The organism is Microcoleus sp. FACHB-68, from assembly GCF_014695715.1.
In the GTDB taxonomy this organism is placed as follows: Bacteria; Cyanobacteriota; Cyanobacteriia; order Cyanobacteriales; family Oscillatoriaceae; genus FACHB-68.
The window spans coordinates 1-21,878 of sequence record NZ_JACJOT010000002.1 but is presented as its reverse complement, the minus strand read 5'-3'; the positions used below and the strand labels follow the sequence as shown (position 1 = coordinate 21,878).

Here is a 21,878-nt window from a genome sequence, read left to right as displayed (position 1 = left end):
AGGGATGGGCGCTTAACTTTTCTGTAACAAACATCGCTCAACGGTTGCTACAACCGATTTCGCCAATGCGTCCAGATCGTAACCGCCTTCTAAGCCAAAAACAATCCGGCGTGTCAGCGTCAGGCAATAGTCTGTAAATAGCCCAAAATCTTCGGGTTGCAAATTGATACCGGCCAAGGGATCAGCAGCATTGGCATCGTAGCCGGCACTAACAATCAGCAAATCTGGCTGAAAGTTTTGTAAAAACGGCATCACTTCGCTTTCAAATGCCTGCCGGTACTGTGCAACCGCGCTTCCCGGAAACATCGGAATATTTAGTACATTGTCGTGCCCTCCCCGTTCGTTTCCATAGCCTGTACCGGGATAGCAGGGCGACTGGTGCAAAGAACAGTAGGCAATTTTAGGATTGTTCTCCACAATGTCTTGAGTGCCGTTGCCGTGATGCACGTCCCAGTCGAGGATGGCCACCCGTTCAATGGCCGATTGTTCTAGGGCATAGTGAGCGGCGATCGCGGCATTTGAAAAGAGGCAAAAACCCATGCCGCGTGAGCTGAGGGCGTGGTGTCCTGGGGGACGGGCCAGTACAAAAGCCGGTGTGCCGGTGGACAGAACGCGATCAACGCCATCTAGCCACGCACTCACCGCCAACAACGCCACATCATAACTTTGGGGGGAAACCGGCGTGTCGGGATCAACGTGGCCACCGCCCCTGGTCGCTAGGTGCTGGATTTCTTGGATATAAGATTGAGGGTGAATTTGTTCAATTTGAGGAATCACCGGCCTCGCTTTCACTGGCGTTGGCTGTTGCCAATCGAGCCGATCTGCCCAAGGAGAGGCTTTCAGCGCTTCTACAATCGCACTCAAACGCTCTGGACGTTCTGGGTGGAGCCGGCCTGTCTGGTGCAGCAGGAAATCTTCTGAGTAGATGATGGGAAACATGGCGATTTGAAATAAAAAGGATGGGGTAGAAGCTGGGATTTGAGGATTTTGCAGTCTGTTACGGGCAAAATTGCCGATCTTAAGGCTGCGGAAAGCGCTTTTAAAGTTTAGTTATTAGTTTAGTTTTTAATTCGTTTGTCCTGCTGTGTGGGGGCGGCGTGGGGAAAAAGCCGCAGAAAACCAGCTCAGGATTCAGGACTTGAGATGAGTCAATGACAGGTAGCATAGAAAGCATACAAATTTTGTATATTTTGTTTCAATAACGAGCGGTAGGAAACAAGCTGTGCTACCAGAAAAGCCCCAAACACCTGATAAAACTCAACGCCGGCCATTACTTCAGCTTTTTGGCGTTGCTAGGCGCAACCCGCTGATGATTTCACGCTGGGTTTTACGCTGGGCCATTGTTGGTACGATTTGCGGTCTGTTCGCAGGGTTGTACTGGAATGTTTTGGAGTTCATGATACACGCCTTGGATCGGTTTAATGGCCCAACGCTGATGTTTGTCATGCCTGTTGCGGGTTTGCTGATCGGGGTTGTGATTCATTTTCTCGGCAATCCCGGTGAAATTGCCGTGATTGTTGATAATATCCATTTTCGCGGTGGGCGTTTGGATGCTCGAAAAAATCCTGCGATGATTTTGGCGTCTCTGCTGAGTATTTCTGCGGGGGGAAGTGCCGGCCCAGAAGCCCCTCTGGTACAGGTAACAGGTTCGTTTGGTACTTGGGTTGCGGATCGCTTGAACTTGGAAGGGGAAAACCTCAGATCAATGAGTTTGGCGGCAATGGCTGCCGGTTTTACGGCGCTATTTGGTGCACCTTTGGGTGGGGCGATGTTTGCTTTGGAGATTTTGCACCACGAGTATGTTTTGGAGTATTACGAGGCGCTACTACCGGCAATTATTTCCAGTTGCGCGAGTTATTTGGTGTTTGCCGGTATTACCCGCTTAGGAATTGCACCCACTTGGCATTTCCCGTCTTACCATTTGGATAAGATTGACGATTTTGCGCTGGCGATTTTGTATGGGGCAATCGGTGCTGTGGCGGGATGGATTTTTATCGCCATTTTTCGAGGGTGTGACCGGCTTTTTGCCCGAATTCCAGGGCCGATTTATGTCCGCACAACCTTTGCCGGTTTGGCATTGGGCGGACTCGCTGCCATTTTACCGTTAACTCGTTATTTTGGTCACGATGAATTGGATGCCGTTGTTAGCACTAACTTTCCTGCTTTTTTCCTGTTAGTTTTAGCTTTGGCAAAAATGGCGGCAATTAGCGTCACGGTTACAGGTGGCTGGCGTGGCGGGTTTATTATTCCGCTGTTTTTCACAGGTGCGTGTATCGGCAAAGCTGTCAGCAGTTTCATTCCGGGTTTAAATCCTGCTTTGGCGATGATTTGTACAATGGCAGCACTGAATGCAGCAGTAACGCGAACGCCGATTAGTACAACTTTGCTGCTTGCAAAACTGACTAATCTCAGTCCTTTTACACCGATTCTTTTTGCTAGTTTGATGGGCTTCTTTTTAGCCCCCAAAGCTCCTTTAATTACCTCTCAACTCAAGTCTCAGCCGGAAGCGTTAGCTGATTGATAGTTCTGATTTTGAGGGTTTAATTTGCTATTCATTCTTGTACGCCCTAGCAGTTAAACTTGCTGATGATTCTGGTTAATTGAAATTCTGGGGTGGGGAAACAAGGAAGCTGAAACCTTGACACAGAAAGGATGAGAGCTGGGTAACCCAAAAAAATATGGGTCTGCTATAGCGCCGATTTTATCAGATCAGTGCAGTAGTCCAAAGCGCGATTCATTCTGTCGGTTTGTTGCGGCGACATATAAATTAAAGTTCCTTCCAAAAAAATCTGATTTTTTTGAGCCGGCGTTTCTTGCGATAAAACGGTAGAAATTCCAAAATCTATTAATTTTACTGCTAACCTTTCTGGATTAATAACGATATTGGAAGGATTAATATCTTTGTGAATTATATATTTTTGATAAACTTGGCCTAAAATTTCAACAATTTTAATTGCAATTTGCAAAAACTCTTTTAAATCAAAGCCTTTTTTTAAAATTATTTTTTTAAAGACTTTGCCCTAAAAATTCTAAAACTAAAGCAACCGTATTTCGATATTTTTGCCACCCATAAGCTTTTACAATACCTTCTAAATTTAAAATTTGGATAGTTTCATATTCTTGCTTATAACGGGCGACCTGTTCCGGAGTGGGAAACTCTTCTTTCAGAACCTTAAGAATAACGGGTAAATTATCTTGAGAGCGCAATGTCCGATACACAATAGACTTGTCACTTTCATGTACTTGATCCAGGATTTGGTAATCGCAAAGCGTTAGCATAATAGAGCTTTGAAGGGGTTTTTACTTGTCTGAGCAGACTCGACACTGCCGAGTCTTTACTCACGAAACTCTGTATTAGCTCAGAACTCTTAAGTTAGTCGTCTCAATGTTAAAAACATTAATAAAAATAACTTTTAATTAAAATTAATTCAAGTGTTGATAAAAAACAAACAATTGTTTGCAGAATTAAATATATTTTCAAGAAAAATAGCCTAGATATACTTTGAAAATAACTTTTTACTCTTTTGTTATTTCTGAAAGAAAGTCGATTGATTTGCTTAATAATAAATCAAATTTTTCAATTTAAATAAAGTTTATTATTTTATTAACATCTAGCAGCGCAAAAAGACAGTGCTGAGGGCTGCCAAACGAGCGGTTAAAGACCAAAATGTGTTAAAATCTTAACAAGATTTGGCATTTATTAAGAAACCACACTAGGGTTTTAATATTTTTTTGCCGATTTGCGCCTGAAATCTTACATTTTTGGAGTTTCTCACTGTTATGACCTACTCCCAGGAGCGGATTATCCCCACGGATTTACGCAACGAGATGCAACAGTCTTACCTGGAATACGCGATGAGCGTAATTGTGGGGCGGGCGCTCCCAGATGCCAGGGATGGACTCAAGCCGGTACACCGGCGCATCCTCTACGCGATGCATGAGTTGGGCCTTGCTCCGGATCGGCCTTTCCGCAAATGCGCCCGTGTGGTGGGGGAAGTGCTGGGTAAATACCATCCCCACGGCGATACAGCCGTCTATGACGCCTTGGTGCGGATGGCACAAGACTTCTCCATGCGTTCGCCCCTGATCAACGGCCACGGCAACTTTGGCTCGATTGACAACGACCCACCGGCAGCAATGCGGTATACCGAGTGCCGGCTGCAATCGCTGACCTCGGAGGCGATGCTGCGCGATATTGACTCAGATACCGTCGATTATGGGGATAACTTCGACGGTTCCCAGCAAGAACCCCTGGTGATGCCGGCACGCATCCCCCAACTGCTGCTCAACGGTTCCTCTGGCATCGCGGTGGGCATGGCCACCAACATCCCACCACACAATCTGGGAGAACTCATTGATGGCTTGGTCGCCCTGATTCACAACCCAGAGTTGACCGATGTCCAGCTCATGCAGTACATTCCTGGCCCGGACTTTCCCACCGGCGGCCAAATTTTAGGCGTCACCGGCATCCGCGAAGCCTACACCACTGGGCGCGGTTCCATTACCATGCGCGGTGTTGCCAGCATAGAAACCATTGAACACCGGGGCCGGCCAGACCGCGAAGCAATCATCATCACCGAACTGCCCTACCAAACCAATAAGGCAGCGATGATTGAGAAAATTGCCGACATGGTGAACGAAAAGCGGTTGGAAGGCATTGCCGATATCCGCGATGAAAGCGACCGCGACGGAATGCGAGTCGTCATCGAACTCAAGCGCGACGCCTATCCGCGAGTTGTCCTCAACAACCTCTACAAACAAACGCCCCTGCAAGCTAATTTTGGGGCAAATATGCTGGCGCTGGTCAATGCAGAACCACAACTGCTCACCATCAGGCAGTTCCTCAATGTTTTCTTGGATTTCCGTGTTGAAACCATTACCAGACGGACGCAGTACGAACTGCGAAAAGCCGAAGAACGCGATCATTTGCTGCAAGGGTTACTCATTGCTCTAGACAATTTAGATGCAATTATTCACCTAATTCGTAGTGCAGCAGATACCGCCACTGCCAAGCAGGAATTAATGGATACCTATGGGCTTTCTGAAGCCCAAGCAGACGCCATTTTGCAGATGCAACTGCGCCGGTTGACTGCATTAGAAGCTCAGAAAATTATGCAAGAACACGATGAGTTGCAAACACTCATCGCCGATTTGCAGGATATTCTGGCAAGGCGCGAACGCATTTTAGAAATCATCGAAACCGAAGCGACAGACATCAAAACAAAGTTTGCCACACCGCGACGGACCCTGATCGAACACGCAGATGGGGAAATCGATGACACTGACTTAATCGCCAATGAAAAAGCCTTAATTCTGCTAACAGAACAAGGTTACATTAAGCGAATGCCGGTGAACTCTTTTGAAGCGCAAAGTCGGGGCACTCGTGGTAAAGCCGCGAACCGGATGAAAGAGGATGATGGGGTTGAGCATTTCTTAACTTGTTGCGACCATGATAGCGTTTTGTTCTTTAGCGCTCGCGGCGTCGTTTATTGCCTGAAAGCTTATCAAATTCCCACCGGCTCCCGCACGGCGCGAGGCACTGCCATCGTGCAAATGCTGCCAATTCCACGAGATGAAAAAATCACCTCAATCGTGCCGGTGAGCGAATTCAGTGACGATGAATATCTAATCATGCTCACCAAAGGCGGCTACATCAAAAAAACCGCCTTGTCTGCCTTCAGCAACATTCGAGCCAATGGCTTAATTGCCATTTCTCTTGAAGAAGCCGATCAGTTGCGCTGGGTGCGACGCGCACGCGCAGAAGATAGCATCATCATTGGATCGCGGCAGGGAATGGCAATTCATTTCAAAGCCACCGCCGACCAGTTGCGTCCCCTCGGTCGTGCTACGCGGGGTGTAAAATCCATGAACCTCCGCAAAGGTGATGAACTGATCAGCATGGATATCCTGCCGGCAGCGATCGTTGCCACCCTTGCTCAAACAGAGGTGGATGAATCAGAAATCGAAGAGGAGGAACTAGAACTCCAAATCGATGAATCTGAAAACGGCGCTCAAGATTTAGCACTCAGTAGCGATGAGTCTGAAAACGGCGCTCAAGATTCAGCACTCACCACATCTGCCGGTCCGTGGGTATTGGTGGTAACCACCGGCGGCTATGGCAAGCGAGTGCCGGTTGGTCAATTCCGGCTACAAAATCGTGCCGGTAAGGGAATTATCGTCACGAAATTTAAGTCTCGGCGTACGAATGATCAACTCGCTGCCTTGCGAATTGTCCATGAGGGTGATGAACTCATGATCGTGACAAGTCGAGGCATTATCATTCGCCAATCTGCGGATGCAATTTCCCCTCAATCCCGGAGTGCAACGGGTGTGCGGGTGCAACGCTTGGATGAAGATGATGCCATTGCCGCAGTCGCTTTAGTTCCCCCCTCTAATGGCGAGACGGAGGAGCAAGAAGAGGCGGAATAAAAATTATAATTTTGGATTTTAGATGGGGTATTTGCTCATCTAAAATCCAAAGTTAATCTGGGCGATTTATAAAAGATCGCGGGTTTCCTTAAAATATTCCACTCCTACCCCAACCGCTTGACGCGTCCCAACCCCATTAATCAGGACTGCCGGCTGATCGTTAAATTTTAAAGCTTGTTGAGTTTGACGCTGAGGGTCTGGCACAGGCCGGTTGGGTAATACCAATCGCACAGCTTTTTGCAATTGATCATCACTCAAAGGCAGCTTGGTTTTGACGGTTAAAATTTGATCAAAATCAGGGGGTGCTGTGATTAAATGAGCTAAATATTGCTCTTTGCTATTGCCAAATAATAGGTATTCTGTAAGTTTCGGCACTTGGCTGTTAGGGGAAAGCCGGCGAAAGTACACAACCCTTTTAACTTTGGCATTCACATTACTAGCAATCAGTTGACGAGTAGCATTGCGCTCATATTGACCTCGATGGATATTACCTTTAAAAGATTGAATTTTTCCCGATTCTAAATCAGGCATTGAAAACTCTTGTGTCGGCTCAAAGGTAAATTCATTCTGATTCAGGTCTTTTTTCTGCTCGATCAAGTATTTTGCTTGAGGATCGCCGGCTCCTTCAAACGTGACTTCCAACAAAGCTTGGTAGTTGTGACAAGAACCATTAAACAAAGGCATATGGGAGAGATAAACCGCATTTTCACCCACAATCCGCATTCCATGCGTCATACAGGGTGATGTCTGAGCAGAGGCCGGGTTTACAAATATGAAGGTGGCGGTTAGGATCACCATCAATAAGCTAAAGAGCTTTTTCCATCGAGAAAAAAGCCAATTGATCAACTGGACTGGAGGCTTGGCTATGTTGGAACTAATGGAATAATGAATCATATTTTATTTTTGGTAAAATTATCTCAAGTTATTTCTAGGTTTCTTCGGAAGTATCCGGAACCTTTTTCAATTTAAAATTATAAAAAAAAACTAATTTTAATCATTATAAGCACTGCTAACTATAATTCATGACATTGGGGAGTGACTGTAGCTTGAAAATACTCACAATTCGCAGCCTCAAACTCAACAAAACCAATCATCATATCCCAACCCCTGTGCTCATCCTGATGAGTGGGATTCTGATGGGACTGACACCCGCGCCGGTTGGTGCTTGGTTCCTAGGGTGGGTTGCCTTAGCGCCCCTTTGGTTGCTGGTGGTGCAAGAAAGTAAACAGTTAAAAGAGAAAAAAGAAAAGAAATTTTTACCCTTGACTGCTTTGTTATGGGGAATTGGTTATCACGGGGTCGCTCTTTTTTGGATCACCGGCGTTCACCCCATGACTTGGATGGGAGTGCCTTGGCTGGCAAGTTTGGCGATTGCGTTTTTCTGTTGGGTATTTATCACGCTTTGGGGAGCGGCATTAGTTGCAATTTGGGCAACTTGTTTCTTTTGGATCAATCGAAAGTTTAAAGTTTCAACATTAGTTCGAGTGTTAACCGGCACCGCTTTATGGTGCATTTTAGAAACGATCTGGAGCGCCGGCTCCCTATGGTGGAGTTCCCTATCTTACACCCAAAGTCCTAACAATCTCGCTATTTTGCACCTGGCTCAACTTGCCGGTCCCTCTGCTGTAACAGCCGCCCTTGTTGCCGTCAATGGCTTAATTGCTGAAGCTTGGATTAAAGCCAAAAATCATCCAGTAAAAGGCATTAAAGCAAATATTTTAGTTTATTTATTGCCAGTTAGCCTTTGCTTATTCCTGCATCTTTTAGGATTTTCCCTCTACAGCCGGCCACTGGCACAACCCCCAGCAGATGCCTTAAAAGTTGGCATTATTCAAGGCAATATTCCCAATACGATTAAACTTTACCAAGAAGGATGGCTTCGTGCAATTGAAGGTTATACCACCGGCTATCGAATGTTAGCCGATCAAGGAGTAGACGCTATTCTTACACCAGAAACCGCTTTGCCGGTGAAATGGTTAGAATCGAATGGGATTCGAGATGAACTTTATCAGGCAATTCTCGATAAAAATGTTTTGGCTTGGGTGGGCGCATTTGGTGAAACAGGAAACAGCTTTACCAATAGTTTATTTACCGTTACAGGGGCAGGAGAAACCTTCAGCCGCTACGACAAAATTAAGTTAGTTCCCTTGGGGGAATTCATTCCTTTTGGAGAGGTTTTAGGACGTTTAATTGACCGGCTTTCACCGTTAGACGCTCATCTAGCTGCCGGGTTACCTACTCAAGTATTTGATACGCCTTTTGGCCGTGCAATTGTGGGGATTTGCTATGAATCGGCTTTTTCGTATCATTTCCAGCGTCAGGCAGCTTTAGGCGGGCAGTTTATCCTCACAGCCTCTAATAACGCCCACTACAGCCCATCAATGCCGGCACAGCACCACGCCCAAGATGTAATGCGGGCAATTGAAACGGATCGGTGGGCAGTGAGAGCCACCAATACCGGCTATTCTGGCATTGTCGATCCCCACGGCAAAACTGTATGGATATCGGGAATTAATACTTACGAGATTCATGCAGCTACGATTTACCGCCGGCACACTCAGACGCTTTATGTGCGATGGGGAGATTGGCTAACACCGGCACTGTTTGGACTCGTTGCAATGGCCTGTTTTTTTGACTTTCGCACCCGGATGAGTGTCGGTTCTTAACTTTGGTAAAAATCAGCCGGTGTAAAAATATTCCTCATCTCCAGTCCTCTTGCTAAAGGTAATTTTAGCCAGCTTGAAAGAACCCGCTTGCGGTGTGAATTTTTCATCAATGGCACCTCACAGTCGTTTAGCGTGGCTCACCAAAAAATCCGGCAGCTAGCAATAAAGCCGGCTAAAGCTGAAGATGCTAGACGTTTAAGGGTTTCAGCAAATTTTGACTCGTCAAATGCAAAAGGATAAGTTTAAATGGGAAAAGATAGGGAATACTCAATAGTAACGGCGACTTAAGCGGCTCACAAGTGCGGTGAAGCTAAAAAATAACAGTCATGGTCAAATTTTCTCGATTCGGGGTAGCACAGATTTTTTTAGCAGCCGCACTAGCGGTGATCGGTGTAGGTTGTAATGACGGCGAGCCTTCAAGCAGCTCAAATACCAATACGGCGCAAAGCACACCGGCACCGGCTGCGAGTGCAACACCGGCAAGTCCAAAGCCGGCAGCAAAGCCAGCACAGAAGCCGGTGAATCCACCCGTTAATGATGGCGCTGCTCGAAGATCCTATGAAGAGGCACTTGACAAAGGTTACAGTGCCGCTAGCATCAGTCAAACCGCCCAATCTCCAGAAGATTGGCAACTGGTAGAAAGCCAGTGGCAAGAGGCTATCAAGCTCTTAAAAACAGTGCCGGCTTCTAGCACTCAAAATAAACTAGCAAAAAGCAAAATAGCTGAGTATCAGAAAAATCTGGCCTCCGCTAAACAGCAAGCAGCTCGCGCCACAACCCGTTCTAAAACTGAATTAGCGGGGATTGAAGTCCCGCTCATCCCTTCCACGTCAGATGCGGCTTCTCGCAGTAGCTCCAGCTATGGCTCATCCGGGAAGGGTGGCAGCCGTCCTGGGGTTTTTCTGGCTCCGATCAAACGTCGTGCCGGCGGGACGGCAGTGATAGAAGTTACCTTTAATGGCTGGCAAACTTTCGACATGATCGTTGATACGGGAGCTAGTGGCACAGTAATTACGTCAAAGATGGCTAGTGTCTTGGGAGTTTTTCCAGAAGGCTCGATGATAGCAGACACTCCCAGCGCCAAATCGGTGACATTTCCCATTGGCAGAGTCGATAGCCTGGAAGTTGGGGGTGCCCTTGTTAATAACGTGCCGGTTGCAATTGCATCACAGCTTGACATTGGACTGCTGGGGCAAGACTTCTTTGGGGGTTACGACGTCACCTTTAGAGAAGATGTGGTGGAATTTCACAGCCGGTGACGGCGGCGAACAGTGATTAAAAATTAAAAATCTCCCTTTTTAATTTTTAGTTTCTTACTTTTCAATCATTTACTTAGCTTCTATAAGGAGTCAGATTTGCTATGGAAAAAATTAAATTCGGATTGATTTCTCTGGCTGGATTGGCGCTTTTCCAAACTGCCGGCATTGCCCAGGAATATGAGGGATGTTTTCTGCGGGATCGAACCGGCAATCTTATTAAATTGACGGATATGTGTCCGAATAGCTCGCAAGAGGTGGTTCCAACAACTTTAGGAGCCTTTCAAGTCCCGATTAAACGCCGTGCTTCTGGCATTCCAGTGATAGATGTCGTCTTTAATGGAAATCAGACATTCGAGATGATGTTGGATACAGGAGCGAGTGGGACGGTCATCACGCCAAAAATGGCACAAGCGCTAGGCGTGAAACAGGAAGGAACCGCACGAGTCGAGACTCCCAACGCTAAGGACGTTGAGTTTGCAATTGGGCGTGTGGCTTCTATTAAAGCCGGCAATGCGATGATTAATAATGTTGCAGTCGCGATTTCACCTACCCTAGACATTGGATTGCTCGGCCAGGATTTCTTTAGCAACTATGATGTGACCATTAAAAAAGAAATCATTGAATTTAACCCACAAACAGAAACGGCAACACCTGGGCCGGCCAAATAATATCTGGCCTAAACTTACCCAGTTGCATTGAGCATTGTAGGGGTGCTAGCACAGCCAACGCCCCTACTTTATTTTTCTCTGGTTAGCGGTTTAAATCTTTTCCTGCCGGCTTCACGCTTCCGTTTTTAAGAATGTCACAAGCTGCTCTAGCTTTGACCAACCGGCACCGCTATGCAAAATATCTTTAGCCAGTGAAAGACCGGCTGCGTGGTCTTCAAGCGGGATGACACCGGCAACTTGGAGGGCTAAAGCAGCATTTAAAGCCACTGCATCTTGTTGCGCCGGCGTTCCCTTGCCTTGCAGAACATTTTGCAGGATCTGGGCATTTTCTTGAACATCCCCCCCTCGCAGTTGATCCGTCGATGCCGGTGTTAAACCCAACTGTTGCGGGTTTAAAGTTGCCACCCGTACCTTGCCGGCTGAAAGAATCGCCAAATCTGTGATATCAGCTAAGCCGGCTTCATCAAGTTTCTCGCGTCCGTGCAAGACAATTGCGGCTTGAGTGCCCAACTGTCCTAAAGCTTGGGCGATTGTTGCCACCAACTGAGAATCAAACACTCCAATTACTTGGCCGGTGGGGCGCAAAGGATTGACCAGCGGCCCTAACAAATTAAACACCGTCCGCACGCCCAATGTGCGCCGCATGGGTGCCACAGCTTTCAGCGCTGGGTGCCAGCCAGGAGCAAACAGAAACGTAATCCCGACTTCATGGAGTGCGGCATACACCTTCTCACCGGCAGCGCTCAAATTCATTCCCAGCGCTTCTAGTACGTCAGCGGAACCCACGCGACTAGAGGCTGAGCGATTACCATGTTTGGCGACCGGCACCCCGGCTGCTGCTGCCACAAAGGCAACTGCTGTGGAAATATTAAAGGTTGAGGCTCCATCTCCGCCGGTGCCACAGGTATCAATAACCGTGTTCAGTTGGGAATTTCCACTTCTGGATGAGGGGTTAGCGTTAGTCGCGTCTTGCCTGAGTGGAGAAGATTGAGATTGCAATACCTGAGCCATGCCAGCTAGCTCGTCAGCTGAGATGCCTTTGCCTTGCATTGCCGCTAAAATTGCCCCCGATAGCACCGGCGGGATTTCTTCATTGAGCCATCCCAGCATGAGTCCAGCAGCTTGGTAGCGGGTGAGGGACTGGCGATCTAGTAGCTGTTGCAGCAAAGTTGGCCAACTAAGGGCTTCGCTGGGGGCGTCTGTTGCTGCCGGTGAAGCAGAATCAATCATAAAATTTACGCTTTAAGACGGAAGTCACAAATAGCTAGTTTTTTCCAGCTTATAACTTTATGTACTTTCTCTGGCAATCAGTTATTGGGTTTAAGAGAAACTTAAGGCTTTAGGGTTGGGTTGGGAATTCACAACGCACAACTGAAAACTCCTGTGTTCGGGCTTGCGCCGGCAACTTTGGCAGATCGGGTGCGAGTAAATTGTCGGGAGTGAAGCGGTATTACAGGCATCTACAGCCGGCAAAGCAGATTTTCTGCCGGCAAGCGCGGTTATACTTGCCTCGATTGGCTCATTAAGGAGTTAAAACAGAATAGTTAGCAGCAAACTTGTTAAGCAGAGGTTAATTTTTAGGTATTAGTGCGAACGTTACAAGCGTATCGCAGGGATAAGTACAGCTTTGCGTTTACCGACTTCATCAGGCTAGGGTCAATCAGAGATGGCCGATAAAAGCAAAAATTCAGGTGCATCCAGACGAAATAGTATTGCCTTTGGCTATCTGGGAATTGCCGGGACTTTCCTGCTGGCCATTCAATTACTGTTCGGGGCATACCAGATTAATCGGGGATTTAATCAGCAGGTGGCTGATTTAGAATCCAAAGTAGCCGGTCAAGGCAGATTCCTGAGTGTCGTTAGCCAAGATGCGCTTTCGAGTTCGGACTTCCTCACCCTGGAGTTGCTGATGCAACAAATCTCTCAGGATGGCGATATCATTTACGGCGTGGTTCTGAACTCTGAGGAACTTCCCATCACGCACTTCTTAAAGCGGGACAGCCCCACGATTGCCCAATCTATCGCAACGATTCAGACAGAGGGCGATATCCTCACTGCGATTAATCAAGCGCGTCAAGAACCGCTGATTCGAGAAGTTAGCATCCCGATTGTTTCCCAAAATCTACCGCTGGGACAGATCCGCTTGGGTTATTCAGTCGCCCATGTTCAAAAGCGCCTTTACAAATCGGCAATTGTGACTGTAATCGATTCAATTTTGGTCAGCATTGGCGTGGCGATGCTGACGGTTGTCTTATTTAACCGGCAGATTCGTAAACCGCTGCAAGACTTGGCAAATTTAGCGCAAGCACTCGCTGCCGGTGAGTTGCATCAACGGGCGGAAGGCAGTTCCAAAGACGAAGTTGGCCAACTCAAGGCGGCTTTTAACAGCATGGCGACTCAATTACAACAAACGCTTTTAAGCCTGGAACAGCGTGTTATTGAACATCAGCATATGCAAGAGGCGCTGCAACAAAGTTATAACCTTTTGCAAGTTGTGATTGAAGGAACGACCGATGCAATTTATGTGAAAAATCTTGAGGGTCGCTATGTGTTGATTAATTCAGCCGGTGCGAGTGTTTTGGGAAAACCCAGGGAAGAAATTCTGGGTAAAGATGACACTGAATTGCTATCGCCGGAAACCGCCCGTCAAATTATGGCGACCGACCGCAAAATTATGCTCAGGGGCGAAAGTCAAATTGTGGAGGAAGTTGTCACCGTGATGGGCGATTGGCAGCGAGGAATTAGGGCTGATAAAATGCCCACTCCCCGAATTTACTTAACGACCAAAGATGTTTATCACGATCCTCAAGGCACTGTGATCGGTTTGATTTGCGTGGCACGGGATATTACGGATCGCAAACAATCTGAAGAAGCTTTGCAGCTATCGGAAGCACAAATGAGAGAGCAAGCGTTGCAATTAGAAAAAGCTCTGCAAGAAGTGCGACGCACCCAAGCTCAGTTAATTCAGAGCGAAAAAATGTCTTCTTTGGGGCAATTGGTTGCCGGTGTGGCTCATGAAATTAACAATCCGGTTAATTTTATTTACGGTAACTTAGAATACACTGAAGCTTATATTGAAGAGTTAAAGAAGCTGTTACATCTCTATCAAAAACACTATCCTCATCCACCTGTGGAAATTCAGGAAGAGATAGAAAGGATTGATTGGGAGTTTATGGAAGAAGACCTTCCTAAAATTTTGGGTTCTATGAAAAAAGGTGCTGAGCGGATTCGCCAGTTGGTTTTATCCCTGCGGAATTTTTCTCGCCTGGATGAAGCCGATGCCAAATCTGTTGATCTGCACCAAGGAATTGACAGCACGCTGGTTATTTTGAATAATCGGCTTAAAGACAACGTTGAAGTGATTAAGAACTACGGGAACTTGCCACCTGTACAGTGTTATCCTGCCCCGCTTAATCAAGTTTTTATGAATGTTATTAATAATGCAATTGATGCCTTAGAAAGTCAGGATTCTTCTCGAAAAATAATGATTTACACGGAGCTTGTTAAAAATAAAACAATGAACCAAAGAATTGAAGATAAGCTAGCAGTTATCAAATCTGAATGTTCAGTTTTAATTCGGATTGTCGATAATGGGCCGGGAATTGATCCAGGAATTAAAGACAAAATATTTGACCCGTTTTTTACGACCAAGCCGGTGGGGCAAGGCACAGGTTTAGGACTTTCAATTTGCCATCAAATTATTGACAAGCATGGGGGTGAAATTTCAGTGAATTCCCAAGTGGGTGAGGGGACGGAATTTGTCATCACTTTGCCACTTCAACAAAAACGAACAACTTCCGTTTCGTTGTGAGTGAGGGCCAGCAAATTGTGATGACAAATTCCCTCAACAGTTAAGCTAGAAGCATCAGGTAAGGCTCACCTAAATAGGTCTTTTATAGCTTGTGCGATTTTAAACTCACAATTCACAAAAACAGTGGTTGCATCTATGCCATGTTTTGAGGAGATCAATAACCGGCTGAAATTAGCGTTGCAAGCCAACCACACTGCTATCTGGGAGTGGAATCTCCCCAGCTACAGTCTGGCTTGGTCTGAAAATCTTGAACCTTTGTTTGGGCTGCCGGCGGGGACGCGGCTAAGCAGTTACGAAGCGGTTCTGGAAAAAGTTCATCCGGAGGATCAAAGCGTATTGAGCAAATTGTTTACCCCCGCCGGCATCGCTTGTGAGGATTTTTACATTGAATTTCGCATCATCTGGCCAGATGGGAGCGTTCGCTGGATAGCCGGCACAGGAAAGGTGTTTAAAGACGAGGACGGCAAGCCGGCACAGATGATGGGGATGTGTGTGGATATTACCCAAAAAAAGCAGGCTGAAGCTGCGTTGCAGGAAGAGCAAAACTTGCTGGCTGCGGTTTTGGATACCACCGATGCTTTGGTTGTGGTGCTCGACCGGCAGGGACGGATTGTTCACTGCAACCGAGCCGGTTTTGCAACCATCGGCTACAGTTTAGCTGAGGTGCGAGGCCAATTTTTTTGGCAGATATTCCTCACTCCTGAAGCGTTGCCAAATGGGTTGGAATGTTCAAATTTTGAGCGTCAATTTCCGAAGCAGCATGATAGCGAATGCATGACGCGAGACGGGACACGCCGGCTCATTACTTGGTCACATCGTAGCCTTCAAGATGCGAATAATTCCTTCAAGTACCGGATCGCCACCGGCATTGATATCACTGAAAGCGCTAAAGTTGAGGCCGCATCCACTGGGGAAATCGGATTTTTAAGTAACCGTGATCGGGAATTTCGGGCCACCTTTGAACAAGCCGGTATCGGTATTGCTCATCTGGCACTTGATGGCCGGTTTGTGCGAGTCAACCAGCGCTTTTGTGACATTTTAAACTACACTGCGGAAGAATTTGAGTCACTGCGGGTTCAGGATATTACGCATCCCGAAGATTTGGATGCGGATTGTGTTGATATTTCCCAGTTATTGCAGAAGCAAATATTTAGTTACTGCATCGAAAAACGTTACCGCCACAAAGAAGGCTTTTATGTTTGGGGAAATTTAACGGTTTCCCTGGTGCGTGATGCTTCGGGATCGCCTCAGTATGCGATTAGTATCCTTGAAGATATTACCGAGCGCAAACAAGGTGAAGAAACGATCCGCAAAAGAGAAATTGAGATGCAATCGATGGTTTCTTTACTTGCAGAAGCTCAAAAAGTGGCTCACGTCGGTTGGTGGGAATTTGATGTGGGAACCCAAGCTGTAAATTGGTCAGATGAACTATTCCGAATTGTTGGTTTAGAACCAAGCCAACCTCCTCCCAACTTTTCCGAATATTTGCGAATGGTTCATCCTGACGATATAAAAGTTGTAACCAAAGCTGTTAAGCAGGTGGTTAATGAAGCACAATCTTATGAATTCGACCAGCGAATTGTGCGCCCTGACGGCGAAGTGAGATATTTGGCTGCAAAAGGGCAACCGATTTTTGATAATGAGGGCAATGTTATTAAGCTGCTGGGAACTGTTTTAGATATTACTGAACGCAAGCTAGCTGAGGAAACGTTGCGGGAATCTGAAGGGGAGCTTGTCCGAAAAGCGACTGAGTTAGAACAAACTTTGAACGCGCTACAGTTAACCCAAGCTCAGCTAATTCAAACGGAAAAAATGTCTAGTTTGGGGCAGTTAGTGGCTGGTGTTGCACACGAAATTAATAACCCGATCAATTTTATTTATGGAAATCTTACTTTTGCCATTCAATACAGTCAAGATTTGCTGGGCTTAATCCAACTCTACCAGCAGGGCTACCACACAGAAAAACCAGAGGGCAAGAAAGATGCCGTTCACGAGTATATCGAAGCGATTGATTTAGATTACTTGAAGGAAGACTTGCCGCGACTGCTGCGTTCGATGCAACTAGGGGCTGAGCGCATTCGCAGTATTGTGCTGAGCTTGCGAAATTTTTCGCGGCTTGATGAATCTCAGATGAAGGTTGTCGATATTCACGAGGGAATTGAGAGTACGTTGCTGATTTTGCAACATCGCCTGAAAGAAAAATCGGGGCGTTATATGATTCAAATTATCAAGGAGTTTGGCGATTTACCTGCAGTTGAGTGCTATCCGGCACTGCTCAATCAGGTATTTATGAATCTTATAGGCAATGCAATTGATGCGTTAGAATCTTTGGTTGGGGTTCCTCTGCCGGCTGAATCTGAAAGAGAAGGTTTAATGAATGAAAAATTGACAAAAGTGATTAAGATTCGCACTGAATATAATCCTGAACCTTCTCGATTGAATTTAGAGGTTTTTCAGAATTCAAAGTTTGAAATAAAAAATCATGTGGTCATTCACATTGCCGATAATGGCCCTGGAATTTCTTCAAGAATTCAAACCAAGATATTCGATCCATTTTTTACGACGAAGCCGGTGGGAAAAGGTACGGGGTTAGGGCTTTCAATTTGCTATCAAATCATGGAAAAGCATGGGGGTCAGATTTGGGTGAAGTCTCAACCGGCACAGGGAACGGAGTTTGTGCTAATTCTGCCGGTTCAGCAAGTGCCTGTGTCGTAAACTGCTATAAGCAAACAAAGTCTATTTAAAGTGAGAAAGCTGCTATCCAAAAATTCTTATTTAAAAGAGATAGCTTAAATCAGAAAATTTAAGCGGGTAAACGAATATAAAATGTGGTTCCTTGGCCGGATTTAGATTCAAAATAAATCTGACCGCCATGCGCTTCGACAACCGATTTGGCAATTGCTGCTCCCAAGCCGGTGCCACCCCGTTTTCCGCTGGTAACAAACGGTTCAAACACCCGACCTCGAATTGCTTCAGGAATTCCAGGGCCATTATCGCTAATTGTAATTTCCACCCATTCTTGAACAGAGCGAGCCACGAATTCGATGCGACCGCCACTTCCGTTAAAAGATTCTACAGCGTTAGTGACTAAATTTTGAAAAACACGCATGAGCTTATTTTCATCAGCGCTAATAACGATATCTGCCGATTGAAAGATAAACATAACTTTTTCAGATTCAAAATAACAGCGATTTAGCTTTTGAAAATATTGAATCAGTTCAAGGAATTTGATGGGTTGTTTGTTAATTGCTGGGGTTCCGCGTCCAAATTCTAAAACTTCATCGGTCATTTCTAGCATTCGGGTGAGCTGCGTTTGGATAATCTCGCACCACTCCTGAGTATCTTCATCTGCGTGAATTTCTTTTAACATTGAACTAGCCAGATGAATGCCGGTGAATGGACCCTTAAAATCATGAATAATGGTATTGACCATTTCTCCAATTAAAGCCATTTTTTCTTTGTGAACAACTTGATTCACGTATCGATCAGTTGTAGAGCGTAAATGTTGAATCAGATGACGAAACACGTCGAGGACAACACTGCCATTTGTCTTGAGTAAAATTTCCATCAGCCGATCACGCGGAATTTTTGCTAAGGTTGTACAGCCGCTCGTTGAAGCTCTGGCACTGCGTGGTTGTCCGTCTAATACTCCAAACTCGCCAAAAAAGTCGTTTGCGCCGGCAATGGCAACGGTTTGATATTTATTCGTATTGGTGCGCTTACTAAACGCCACTTGACCGTCTAAAATTAGGTAAATCGAGTCTGAGGTTTCGCCTTCTTCAAAAATAACTTTTTGATCGGAAAAACTCTCCACAATTGCTAGCTGGCAAAGTTCTGCTGCTTGCGCCGGCTCAAAATAGGCGATAAACCGATGCGATTTCAGATCCATGCGAGAGTACCTGCATCGTTAGTCGAGGAAGCTGCTTGATCTATCTTCCCTCAAGTTCACCGATGTGGTAATTCTAACCGGCTTTTCTCTGTGGAATAACTTGGCACTGTGAGGCGATGGGATTATACAATTGGAACTTTACAAGGCAACTTGCAGGCACAAAAACAAAGCCGCAACGAATGTTTTGTTTAGCTTGAATGTTTCCCCAACGCCATTACCGCATTCTGACCGCCAAATCCAAAACTAAAACAAAGTATATTATTTATCTCACTCTGACGCGCCACACTCACGAAATCTAAATCACAGGCCGGCGCTTTCAAACCCACACAGGGCGGTAAAATTTGATACTGCAACGCCATCAGCGCGAAAGCCGCACCGATTGCACCGGATGCGCCTAATGTGTGACCTGTTGCGCCCTTCGTGGAACTCACCGGCACACCTTGAGGAAACAACCGCTCGATCAAATTCGCTTCAAACTCGTCATTGAGTTCGGTGCCGGTGCCGTGAGCGTGGATGTAATTAATCTCAGATGAGGAAATGCCACTGTGTTTGTAACATTGCTTAACAGATGCGATTGCACTGGCTCCACCTATTTCTGGGGAATTTGCATAACAAGCATCATTTGTCAAGCCAAAACCCAGCACTTGCCCGTAAACCCTTGCAGAGCGCTCTTGAGCGAGCTGGGCAGACTCCAGCACAAACACTGCCGCGCCTTCTCCGAGCACCAAACCTTCGCGATGCCGATCAAAGGGATAGCAACCCGTTTTTGCTAAAGCTCCCATTCTGTCAAATCCTGCCAGCGTCAGCGGTGTCACCGGCGCTTCCACCCCGCCGACCACTACCTGCCGGCACTGCCCTGTTTGAATCAGCTCAAACCCTTGGGCCAGCGCCCACAAGCCGGTGGCACAGGCGGCCATTGGTGCCAAAACCGGCCCGCTTGAGCCAATTTGACGCGCCGTATTGATAGCTGCCATGTGAGGAAGGGTTTCCAGCCAGGAAGGAGGCAATTTAACGGGGCTTTCCCTCTGTTGGATGGCTTCCCTGGCTTGCTGTTCCCACTGGCTTTGATAAGCACGGCTTGAGCCAATCACCACGCCACACTCGGCTGCCGGCAGGATTAAACCGGCATCTTGCACTGCTTCTGCCACAACCTGCTGGGTTAAAGCAGACAAATCGGTAAGCGTTGGGCCAATCAGTGCCAAGGGGCGGGGTGGCTGTTCTGGAAACGGTTGATGTTGCTTAATGGCTGACTTCCCGGCAAGCAACCGCTGCCAACTGGCTTCGAGTGTCCCTAACGCTGAAACCAACCCAATGCCGGTGACAACAACTTCCACGACTTAATTCTGAAATGCACAGATTTTAGATTTTAAATTGAGTGCAATCTAAAATCTAAAATCTTTGATCATTGATTTCCTAACTTCAAGTTATCCAATCCCTGGGTTACTTTGGCAGATTCAATGCGATCTCCCGCCTGAATTTTGTCAACCACATCCATACCTTGGGTAACTGAACCAAATACGGCATAATTGCCATCTAAAAACGGGAGATCCGCTAACGTAAAGTAGAACTGCGAGGAAGCTGAATCTGGGGGGGCTGAACGCGCCATCGCCACAGCACCACGTTTATGCTGTAACTCAGGTTGAGCACGCACGTTTGCAGCTTCCAGCGTCTTACTATAGACGGGAGCGCCTGACCCTTTGGGCTTAATTTCAAGGGGAATATAGCGGGGACGAGAGGTTGCGGGGTCAACAAAACCGCCGGTTCCTAAAGCTTCTACCGGCACTTTGGGGTCTTTACCTTGAGGATCGCCGCCCTGAACCACAAAGGGTTCCGGTTCGCGCACGACTCGATGGAACACAAGACCGTTATACACGCCGCGCTGCACGAGATCAACGAAGTTGCCGGCGGTGATGGGGGCATTGGTGCCATCGACTTCAATCGTAATCGCAGAACCGTTGACGACCATCACCACGGTTGCTTTACCGTCTAGTCGGGGTAAATTGCTGGGTTGTGGGTTGTTGGCTTGATTGCCTACCGGCGACGTTTGAGCGTCTGAAGCATTTGGGGAAGTTTGGGAAGCAGAGTTTTGATCAGCACATCCTCCAATCAGCAGTGCTCCCACAAGCAAAATTGAGACTAACCAGTGGCGAATTTTAATCTGCATTTTGAATTATCTAGACAATTGGTGCGCCGGCCTGATCATAACGCTGAGACTGCGCCACCTGGGAAATGGTTTTTGCCGGCAAAGATGGGGCCGACGTGCCGGCATGGGGCCGCTGAGGCTTGATTTTAAAGGAATTTTGCTACGCTCCTAGCGCTTATCATAAACCTTCTAGCGGCACGCCCAGAAATCGAGCCAGTTCAGCTCCTTGATTTTCCAACTCAGCCAAGGCCAGCGGTTGGCCCACGCGCGTGAGGGGCACATCCCTTCTTCCCTTAAGACGCAAATAAAGGGCGCGACGAGGATTGAGACCTTCTTTAATATCAACGCGAATTGATTGGACTTCTTCTGTAGTGGATTTGAGTTCTATCCGCCGGTTTTTACCGGGAAAGCCCCACCGGAAAATGCTAATCTCACCCGTCTCGCGGTTGAATTCGTTGTAACCACCGCCCACATCCCAAAAGATGCTCAGCCAAAGGTAAAGGCTCAGGAGCAAAGCGGCAGAGCCGTATAAACCCATGACTAGACCTTGGGGGACAAAGATTAACTGGGTGGTATCGGCAAAGGGCAGCAGATTCTGGTGCAGATAGCTAGAAACCCCAGCTAGCAGAAAGCCGGTGCCGCCCACAGACAAGGCCGTTGCCCAAAAGTAGTTGCTGAGCCGGCGAGAACCGATAATCTCCTTGCGGAGGATGCGATCATTTTTAGAAATTGTTTGTCCAGTCATCGAACTACTACCATGCTTGCTTAATTCAAATTCACCAGCCTACAGGAAATCCCTACTCATTGAGGGCGGACTTTGCGAATATTGATAAATTTCATATATAGTTATGTTAACTTACTTAGAAACCTCGCAGTTTTAATACAAGAGGGTTTAAACGAAATGACCATAGCAGTCGGACGCGCCCCAGCAGAAAGAGGATGGTTTGACGTCCTTGATGACTGGCTCAAGCGTGATCGCTTCGTATTCATCGGCTGGTCGGGCCTATTGTTGT

16 protein-coding genes and 1 pseudogene are annotated in these 21,878 nt (G+C 46.8%); 8 read left to right on the top strand and 9 right to left on the bottom strand.

Annotated elements, in window-relative coordinates; genetic code table 11:
* Positions 1–12: 12 nt before the first annotated feature.
* Positions 13–939 (bottom strand): histone deacetylase, encoded by a 927-nt coding sequence (locus tag H6F73_RS01695; RefSeq protein WP_190757109.1) that lies wholly within the window; start codon positions 937–939, stop codon positions 13–15.
* A 283-nt stretch (positions 940–1,222) separates the two neighbouring features.
* On the opposite strand from H6F73_RS01695, the gene H6F73_RS01690 reads away from it, so the two are divergent.
* Positions 1,223–2,521 (top strand): chloride channel protein, encoded by a 1,299-nt coding sequence (locus tag H6F73_RS01690; protein WP_190757108.1) that lies wholly within the window; start codon positions 1,223–1,225, stop codon positions 2,519–2,521.
* A gap of 166 nt (positions 2,522–2,687) precedes the next feature.
* Here the strand turns inward: H6F73_RS01690 and H6F73_RS01685 are convergent, their stop codons facing one another.
* Both H6F73_RS01685 and H6F73_RS01680 read right to left on the bottom strand, forming a co-directional pair.
* Positions 2,688–2,999: a protein kinase gene (locus H6F73_RS01685; RefSeq protein ID WP_347239456.1), complete on the bottom strand. Its 312-nt coding sequence runs from the start codon at positions 2,997–2,999 to the stop codon at positions 2,688–2,690.
* Between the two features lie 7 nt (positions 3,000–3,006).
* Entirely contained in the window at positions 3,007–3,279 is a 273-nt protein-coding gene (locus H6F73_RS01680) for a hypothetical protein (RefSeq protein ID WP_190757106.1), read from the bottom strand.
* 501 nt (positions 3,280–3,780) lie between these two features.
* Between H6F73_RS01680 and gyrA the strand changes: the two genes are divergently transcribed.
* A complete protein-coding gene (gene gyrA / locus H6F73_RS01675) occupies positions 3,781–6,429 on the top strand; it encodes a DNA gyrase subunit A (protein ID WP_190757105.1) in 2,649 nt (882 codons plus the stop codon).
* A 66-nt stretch (positions 6,430–6,495) separates the two neighbouring features.
* Here the strand turns inward: gyrA and H6F73_RS01670 are convergent, their stop codons facing one another.
* Positions 6,496–7,164, bottom strand: coding sequence for a hypothetical protein (locus tag H6F73_RS01670; RefSeq protein WP_190757104.1), 669 nt, complete (start codon positions 7,162–7,164; stop codon positions 6,496–6,498).
* Positions 7,165–7,550: 386 nt separating this feature from the next.
* On the opposite strand from H6F73_RS01670, the gene lnt reads away from it, so the two are divergent.
* The 3 genes from lnt to H6F73_RS01655 all read left to right on the top strand — a co-directional run bounded on the left by lnt (position 7,551) and on the right by H6F73_RS01655 (position 11,022).
* A complete protein-coding gene (gene lnt / locus H6F73_RS01665; protein ID WP_242072307.1) occupies positions 7,551–9,095 on the top strand; it encodes an apolipoprotein N-acyltransferase in 1,545 nt (514 codons plus the stop codon).
* Between the two features lie 326 nt (positions 9,096–9,421).
* Positions 9,422–10,354, top strand: a complete 933-nt coding sequence (locus H6F73_RS01660; protein ID WP_190757102.1) for a retropepsin-like aspartic protease — start codon at positions 9,422–9,424, stop codon at positions 10,352–10,354.
* Between the two features lie 101 nt (positions 10,355–10,455).
* A complete protein-coding gene (locus H6F73_RS01655) occupies positions 10,456–11,022 on the top strand; it encodes a retropepsin-like aspartic protease (protein ID WP_190757101.1) in 567 nt (188 codons plus the stop codon).
* A gap of 111 nt (positions 11,023–11,133) precedes the next feature.
* Here H6F73_RS01655 and trpD read toward each other — a convergent pair whose 3' ends face one another.
* Entirely contained in the window at positions 11,134–12,252 is a 1,119-nt protein-coding gene (gene trpD, locus H6F73_RS01650; RefSeq protein WP_190757100.1) for an anthranilate phosphoribosyltransferase, read from the bottom strand.
* Between the two features lie 436 nt (positions 12,253–12,688).
* Here trpD and H6F73_RS01645 point away from each other — a divergent pair, with 436 nt between their 5' ends.
* The gene (locus H6F73_RS01645; RefSeq protein WP_190757099.1) at positions 12,689–14,833 is read left to right on the top strand and encodes an ATP-binding protein; all 2,145 of its coding nucleotides are present in this window, start codon (positions 12,689–12,691) and stop codon (positions 14,831–14,833) included.
* Between the two features lie 135 nt (positions 14,834–14,968).
* Entirely contained in the window at positions 14,969–17,548 is a 2,580-nt protein-coding gene (locus H6F73_RS01640) for a PAS domain S-box protein (protein WP_190757098.1), read from the top strand.
* Between the two features lie 88 nt (positions 17,549–17,636).
* Here the strand turns inward: H6F73_RS01640 and H6F73_RS01635 are convergent, their stop codons facing one another.
* The 4 genes from H6F73_RS01635 to H6F73_RS01620 form a co-directional block, all read right to left on the bottom strand.
* Complete coding sequence (locus H6F73_RS01635; protein ID WP_190757097.1) at positions 17,637–18,722, bottom strand: ATP-binding protein; 1,086 nt, start codon at positions 18,720–18,722, stop codon at positions 17,637–17,639.
* A gap of 188 nt (positions 18,723–18,910) precedes the next feature.
* Complete coding sequence (locus H6F73_RS01630; protein ID WP_190757096.1) at positions 18,911–20,056, bottom strand: beta-ketoacyl-ACP synthase; 1,146 nt, start codon at positions 20,054–20,056, stop codon at positions 18,911–18,913.
* Between the two features lie 68 nt (positions 20,057–20,124).
* Positions 20,125–20,886 (bottom strand): peptidylprolyl isomerase, encoded by a 762-nt coding sequence (locus tag H6F73_RS01625; protein WP_190757095.1) that lies wholly within the window; start codon positions 20,884–20,886, stop codon positions 20,125–20,127.
* 157 nt (positions 20,887–21,043) lie between these two features.
* Positions 21,044–21,610 (bottom strand): photosystem I assembly protein Ycf4, encoded by a 567-nt coding sequence (locus tag H6F73_RS01620; RefSeq protein ID WP_190757094.1) that lies wholly within the window; start codon positions 21,608–21,610, stop codon positions 21,044–21,046.
* 156 nt (positions 21,611–21,766) lie between these two features.
* Here H6F73_RS01620 and H6F73_RS01615 point away from each other — a divergent pair.
* Positions 21,767–21,878: pseudogene (locus H6F73_RS01615) on the top strand (photosystem II D2 protein (photosystem q(a) protein)); the annotation flags it as partial.

What these genes read in the sequence shown, in the direction of transcription:
- H6F73_RS01695 (WP_190757109.1), bottom strand. Translation starts at nt 939, where the DNA reads ATGTTTCCCATCATCTACTCAGAAGATTTCCTGCTGCACCAGACAGGC.
- H6F73_RS01680 (WP_190757106.1), bottom strand. Translation starts at nt 3,279, where the DNA reads ATGCTAACGCTTTGCGATTACCAAATCCTGGATCAAGTACATGAAAGT.
- gyrA (WP_190757105.1), top strand. Translation starts at nt 3,781, where the DNA reads ATGACCTACTCCCAGGAGCGGATTATCCCCACGGATTTACGCAACGAG.
- H6F73_RS01670 (WP_190757104.1), bottom strand. Translation starts at nt 7,164, where the DNA reads ATGACGCATGGAATGCGGATTGTGGGTGAAAATGCGGTTTATCTCTCC.
- lnt (WP_242072307.1), top strand. Translation starts at nt 7,551, where the DNA reads ATGAGTGGGATTCTGATGGGACTGACACCCGCGCCGGTTGGTGCTTGG.
- H6F73_RS01660 (WP_190757102.1), top strand. Translation starts at nt 9,422, where the DNA reads ATGGTCAAATTTTCTCGATTCGGGGTAGCACAGATTTTTTTAGCAGCC.
- H6F73_RS01655 (WP_190757101.1), top strand. Translation starts at nt 10,456, where the DNA reads ATGGAAAAAATTAAATTCGGATTGATTTCTCTGGCTGGATTGGCGCTT.
- trpD (WP_190757100.1), bottom strand. Translation starts at nt 12,252, where the DNA reads ATGATTGATTCTGCTTCACCGGCAGCAACAGACGCCCCCAGCGAAGCC.
- H6F73_RS01645 (WP_190757099.1), top strand. Translation starts at nt 12,689, where the DNA reads ATGGCCGATAAAAGCAAAAATTCAGGTGCATCCAGACGAAATAGTATT.
- H6F73_RS01640 (WP_190757098.1), top strand. Translation starts at nt 14,969, where the DNA reads ATGCCATGTTTTGAGGAGATCAATAACCGGCTGAAATTAGCGTTGCAA.
- H6F73_RS01635 (WP_190757097.1), bottom strand. Translation starts at nt 18,722, where the DNA reads ATGGATCTGAAATCGCATCGGTTTATCGCCTATTTTGAGCCGGCGCAA.
- H6F73_RS01625 (WP_190757095.1), bottom strand. Translation starts at nt 20,886, where the DNA reads ATGCAGATTAAAATTCGCCACTGGTTAGTCTCAATTTTGCTTGTGGGA.
- H6F73_RS01620 (WP_190757094.1), bottom strand. Translation starts at nt 21,610, where the DNA reads ATGACTGGACAAACAATTTCTAAAAATGATCGCATCCTCCGCAAGGAG.